We start from the raw sequence: 5693 nt of genomic DNA on the forward strand, positions 1-5693 counted from the left end.
ATAAAGAGCGACATGAGATCATAGTTGGACAAGAGCAGCATGCCAAAGCTCAGGATAATAAAGGAAAACCAGTATTTTTTGTCCTTGGAGGTATTGAATTCCTTGGATCCGTAGAAAATATCCGCAAAAACCAAGAGAATAAGGCCGTTATAAGACGAGTGCAGGACCGAAAAGATGACCAGCATGAGCAGGATTTCAATAATCGTAGCCTTGTCATAGACCGACAGCTGGTTGGGGTGCTTTTCCCGGTAGTAAAAGACCAGCAGCAGACAGGCATAAAAGATCAGGGAGACCAGAAAAATCAAGCGGGGAGAACCCGGAATCGCGTCCAAACGTTCCAAAAGCGAGTGGCTGAAGCCCTTCGCGACGACATAATCCGTCGCAAAGAGATAGATAGAGGCATTGTAGACAATGGCAATGAAATTAATCACCATGAGGGCAATCTTGCTGTAAAAAATACTTTTATTGGGTCTCATTACTGCCATCCTGTAATCGTGTATTGGCTGATATTGTCCCTGTTGACCAAGTGGACAGGGATCAGATACTGACGCTCATAGGGCCTGCCGACCTGCATGAGCTCAATGACCTCGGCGACCTTTTGTCCCATCTGAATCGGCGATTGGGCTACCGTCCCCTCAATGTCATTGCCTGTCGTCAGAAAATTTTTGATATCCGGCGAACCGTCTACGCCGTAAATCGAAATTCTGCGGTCAACGCCCTGATCCTTCACAGCTGCCAAAGCACCGATTGCGGCACGGTCATTGAGGGCCATAACGACATTGAAATTCAGTCCCTCCTCTAAAGCAGCCTTGACCTGCGGCATAGTTTCCTCGGTCTGTCCCAGGGTTTCCTTGCGGGCCACAATCTGATAGCCTGAATGGCCCCGAATCGTACTCACAAATCCCTGAATCCGATCCATGGCTGATACCGCATTGCGGTGCTCTAAAAGGAGAATATTGGCGCTCTTTAAGCGCTTCATCATGTCTCTGGCAATCAGGACACCCGCCTGATAATTATCCGAAACGATCGTCGTGTCTACTTCTGCCTGATCGCTGACAGGTGCATCAACAACAATAATTTTGATGCCGGCCTGCTTGGCCTTATGCAGAGAGGAAATGATTGCAGTGCTGTCGCTCTTGACCGGATTGATGACAATGACATCCACCCCTTCCCTGACAAAAAAGTCAATCTGCTGGCTCTGCTTGCCCTCATCCAGCTCAGGATCCCGGACATAGAGCCGGCTGCCCTGCTGGTTGGTTTTCTTCTCCAGCTCTGCATTGAGCGTCTTGTAAAAATCATTGTTCATAGTCATATAGGTTGCACCGATTTTAAGCTGGTCCTGCTCCGCCATGCTCCCATGAAAATAAATCAAGGCCAAACAAAAGAGCAGCACGGTAAACAGCGACCACAGAATGCCTTTCCGGCAGTTTTGAATCCCTTTTTTCCTCTTATCCAACACCATTTTCAACTCCTCATTTATTTTCCCGCCAGCTTTTGCATATAGAATTATTATATTACAAAGAGCCAAAAAAGCAAAATCTTTCCAAATGCTCTATCATAAAAAAGCAGACAAAAGCAACTGCTCCTGTCTGTTTTTCCTGTTGACTAAAAGGGGAGTTCTTCTTCTTCCAGAACCAAATCGGCCAGATCGGCACCGGCATTATTTTCGCGCAGAGCGCGCTGAGCCCGGCTTTCCAGCAGCTGGAAGCTTTGACAGAGCACCTCTGTCACATAGTGGGTCACACCGTCCTTTTCATAGCGGCGGGTGCGCAGTTCTCCATCCAGAGAAAGGAGGCTGCCCTTGCTGGCATAACTGGCCAGAGTCTCCGCTAAGCGCCCCCAGACGACAAGGTTGACAAAATCAGCCTCCCGCTCGCCGTTCTGCCCTTTGTAGCGGCGGTTGACCGCTACTGTTGCCCGGGCAACAGACTTCTCATTGGCCGTTTTGTGCAATTCCGGTGTGGCCGTCAAACGGCCAATCATGATGACTTTATTATACATTTTCTTTCCTCCTACCTAATCATTCGAAAAAAGGAGCGAAAAATTGAAAAAAATATGGTATAGTAGATAAAAAGGCGAAAGCCTGATGGCCTTTCCGAATCCTCACACGGTGGGCGAGGCAGCAAGACCGAAGATGAGTGATACAGCTTTCAACAATCCCCAGGTCTGACGAAAGCCGGGAACTGCCCTCCCTTCATCCGCCGCCCTGCTTCGCTTTCCGATTTCTGGACTCAGGCTGAAAAAGTTCTCCGGACTCTTGGGGATAACGCTGTGGGGGGATTATATTAGAAAGTAGGTCGGCCCGGCTTTTTGTTTCACACACTTCTGCACTATGGAGGTTTCCGATGATTATCAAGCATTCACCCCTTAAACAGCTATTCTTTATCTTCATTGCTCTCTGGTTTGGCAGCTTTGCTGTCTGGTCTGCTGTCGACTATCTGATTAGCTCCAATCCTCACAAAGACACCAGTTTTTTTGCCCTCAGCCTGCTGACCGCAGCTTTCTTTTTGCTGCTTCTGATTCTAGCCATTCGCCGGCTGACCGTTCAGTCCACCATTCTCTCCATTGGCAGCAGCTGCATTTGCTATCATTACAGCGGCCTGCTGTCCGCCAAAACCTACCGCATCCCTCTGGAGCAAATCAGCCACGCCCGCTACAACCAAGACAGTGAGGCATCTGAGATCAGCCTCTGGATGGAGGACGGCTTTGATGATTTTTCAGCCTTTAATCAACCCCGCTACAAGATTTATGCCTATGCTGACAGTCGCCTCATCAGCATTGTTTTCAATAAAAAACGCCTGAAGGAACTGGAAAATCAAGGGCTGAATGAACTGCTGAACCAATACAAATACGGCTACAGGCCAACCGAGCCAACAGCCAAAGCGCAGCAGCCGGCCGTCAGTTCTGACAGTCCGGAAGATACGGGCGGGGACAGTGTATTTTTTTAAAACTCTCTAACAATCAGCCCCTAAAAAAGGAGCAGAACAGACCCCACATGAAAAGTGGTTCTGTCCTGCTCCCTCTTTTTTTAGAGAAAGTGCTGAAAGGCGGGCAGAGTTGCAGTTGACAGAGCTTACAGCCCGCCGCCTCTTTGGTCATCCCTGCCAGTGCTTGGCTGGGTCAAAGGCTGTTCCGACTGTTTCGCTGTCGGCCAGTTCAATAATGCCGCGTTTTTGCGGGGCATTAGGCAGCTGGAGCTCCCGCGGGCTGCACATCATGCCAAAGCTCTTTTCGCCGCGCAGTTCCCCCGGAAAAATCAGATTGCCCTTGGGCATCATGGCTCCGGGCAGAGCCACAATGGTTTTGAGCCCCACTTTGGCATTCGGGGCACCGGCCACGATTTGAATGGTTTTGTCAGCTGCTACTTGGACTTGGCAGATGTTGAGATGGTCGCTGTCTGGATGTGCCTCCATCTCGACAATCTGACCGACGACAAACTTGGGCTCCCGATCATTGACCAGCTCTGCAGCGAAGCCTTCCTTGCTCAGCTCCTGATTGAGAGCTGCTGCTTGCTCATCTGTCAGAAAGATCTGGCCGCGCTCTGCTATTTCCAAAAGACTGGACACCTGAAAGATATTCCAAGCTACGGTCTCACCGCTGTCCTCGCGGTAAACACGTGCCACACGGCCCTTACGCTCAACCGCCAGCTTGGCTCCCTGACTATCTGCAGCAATAACCATCAGGACATCGCCGACATACTCTTTATTATATGTGAAAATCATTTTACACTCCCTTTTCTTATACTAACTGAAAATTTATTGATTTGACTCTTGATCTGGTGGCTATGATGGACTGAACAGCTCTGAAAAAGTCAGACTCCCCATGACCGCATGCGAACCCCTTCCTCTTTATCTGCAGGAAATATCACCCTTCTTCCACATAGCTGAGCTGGCCCTTGTCATAGACAAAGGTGAAATGGCGGTCGTCTTCCAAGACCAGACCGCCGACCAGCCGGTCATCTGCAGACTCATAAAGCTTGACATAGAGGCAGGCAATTTCACCCTGACTGGCAAAGAAATCCCGCACAGCCTGCACAACTGCCTCGCGCTCCTGCAGCCTTTTCTGCTCCTGCACTGCTTTGACTGCTCCATAAGCCAGAGCTCCAGCTCCCAAAAGAGCCGTTGTCGTTAAAATGATTTTTTTCGCTTTCATGTAGAATATTTTATCATAAAATCGCAGGAGGAACAAGAAGCCGGGCCATTTCACCCAAGCTTTCACTCAGCCCTGTTCTTCCTCAGAAAAAAGTGATAAAATAAAGGCAGAAAGAAGGTATATTTATGACAGACTTATTTTCAAAAATCAAGGAAGTAACGGAAATTTCTGCTATTTCCGGCCACGAAGCTCCGGTTCGCAGCTATCTGCGGGAAAAGATGGGGCCTCATGTGGATGAATTTGTCACAGACGGTTTGGGCGGCCTTTTTGGGGTCCGGCATGCTGAAGCAGCTGACGCTCCCCGCGTTCTGGTGGCAGCCCACATGGACGAAGTCGGCTTCTTAGTCAGCGAAATCAAGGCTGACGGTACTTTCCGGGTTGTCGAAATCGGCGGCTGGAACCCGCTGGTCGTCAGCAGCCAGCGTTTCACGCTCTTTACCCGCGAGGGCAGGGAAATTCCTCTTATTTCTGGATCTGTACCCCCGCATTTTCTGCGCGGCGCAAACGGCTCTCCCAGCCTTCCTCAAGTAGCAGATATTGTCTTTGACGGCGGATTTGCCAGCAAGGAAGAGGCCGAAAGCTACGGCATTCGCCCCGGCGATGCGATTGTACCTGAGAGTTCCGCTGTCCTCACTGCGAATGGCAAAAATGTCATTTCCAAGGCTTGGGACAACCGCTACGGCGTTCTCATGGTCAGCGAGCTGGCTCAGGCCCTCTCCGGCCAAAAGCTGGGCAATGAACTCTATGTCGGAGCCAACGTTCAGGAAGAAGTCGGCCTGCGCGGCGCTCATGCTTCTACGACTAAGTTTGCTCCGGAAATCTTCTTTGCCGTTGACTGCTCACCGGCCGGCGATGTGTACGGCAATCAGGGAGCCATTGGCGAGGGAACGCTGCTGCGTTTCTTTGATCCCGGCCACCTCATGCTGCCGAATATGAAAGACTTCCTGCTGACGACAGCCGAAGAAGCCGGCGTCAAGTATCAATACTACTGTGCCAAAGGCGGAACCGATGCCGGCGTGGCCCACCTTCAAAGCGGCGGTGTTCCATCCACTACAATCGGCGTCTGCGCCCGCTACATTCACTCTCATCAGACCCTTTATGCCATGGATGATTTCCTGCAGGCTCAGGCCTTCCTGCAAGCCTTGATCAAGAAGCTGGACCGCTCAACTGTCGATCTGATTAAAAATTATTAGAGCGGCGGCCCTATCCTGCAGAGCCTAAGAGTGAGAAGGTCCGCCGGACCTCCCTCGCTTTCCTGTTTGCTGGATCGGGCTGAGGCTGAGACAAAAGTCTTTCAGTCTCGCTTTGTTTTGGTAAAAAACTTTTGGCGCGGTAGCTGATTGGACTTTTTGTTCGTCTTTTAGACTCCAAAAAGCTCCTAATCATCCTCGCGGGGCTGGGACGACGAACTAAATTTTTAAAAATTTAGTTCTGTCCCACCGCCACTCCCCCAGATTGTTGGAGCTGATGTAGTTTGAAGAGAGTTTCAAAGAGTATAAACGGTGCCCTGACGGACTTGTTTGTCCCTTACTCAACCTTGC

General features: G+C 50.3%; 6 protein-coding genes and 1 pseudogene. 2 read left to right on the forward strand and 5 right to left on the reverse strand.

Going from position 1 to position 5693, the window contains the following annotated elements; all coding sequences use genetic code 11:
• The 3 genes and pseudogenes from STRDD11_RS14365 to STRDD11_RS07360 all read right to left on the reverse strand — a co-directional run.
• Window positions 1-476 (reverse strand): annotated as a pseudogene (locus tag STRDD11_RS14365) (sensor histidine kinase); the annotation flags it as partial.
• A complete protein-coding gene (locus STRDD11_RS07355; protein WP_128836764.1) occupies window positions 476-1462 on the reverse strand; it encodes a sugar ABC transporter substrate-binding protein in 987 nt (328 codons plus the stop codon). The gene STRDD11_RS07355 and the pseudogene STRDD11_RS14365, both read right to left, overlap by 1 nt.
• A gap of 143 nt (window positions 1463-1605) precedes the next feature.
• Window positions 1606-2001 carry a single-stranded DNA-binding protein gene (locus STRDD11_RS07360; protein ID WP_128836765.1) on the reverse strand — a complete coding sequence of 132 codons (396 nt, stop codon included), beginning with the start codon at window positions 1999-2001 and terminating at the stop codon, window positions 1606-1608.
• A gap of 344 nt (window positions 2002-2345) precedes the next feature.
• Between STRDD11_RS07360 and STRDD11_RS07365 the strand changes: the two genes are divergently transcribed.
• A complete protein-coding gene (locus STRDD11_RS07365; RefSeq protein WP_128836766.1) occupies window positions 2346-2948 on the forward strand; it encodes a hypothetical protein in 603 nt (200 codons plus the stop codon).
• Window positions 2949-3095: 147 nt separating this feature from the next.
• On the opposite strand, the gene ytpR is transcribed toward STRDD11_RS07365, so the two are convergent.
• Both ytpR and STRDD11_RS07375 read right to left on the reverse strand, forming a co-directional pair.
• Entirely contained in the window at window positions 3096-3722 is a 627-nt protein-coding gene (gene ytpR / locus STRDD11_RS07370) for a YtpR family tRNA-binding protein (protein WP_128836767.1), read from the reverse strand.
• 142 nt (window positions 3723-3864) lie between these two features.
• Window positions 3865-4152, reverse strand: a complete 288-nt coding sequence (locus STRDD11_RS07375) for a DUF4651 domain-containing protein (protein ID WP_128836768.1) — start codon at window positions 4150-4152, stop codon at window positions 3865-3867.
• Window positions 4153-4277: 125 nt separating this feature from the next.
• On the opposite strand from STRDD11_RS07375, the gene pepA reads away from it, so the two are divergent.
• Window positions 4278-5345, forward strand: coding sequence for a glutamyl aminopeptidase (pepA, locus tag STRDD11_RS07380; RefSeq protein WP_128836769.1), 1068 nt, complete (start codon window positions 4278-4280; stop codon window positions 5343-5345).
• Window positions 5346-5693: the final 348 nt, after the last annotated feature.

This window comes from Streptococcus sp. DD11 (assembly GCF_001578865.1).
GTDB classification, from domain to species: domain Bacteria; phylum Bacillota; class Bacilli; order Lactobacillales; family Streptococcaceae; genus Streptococcus; species Streptococcus panodentis.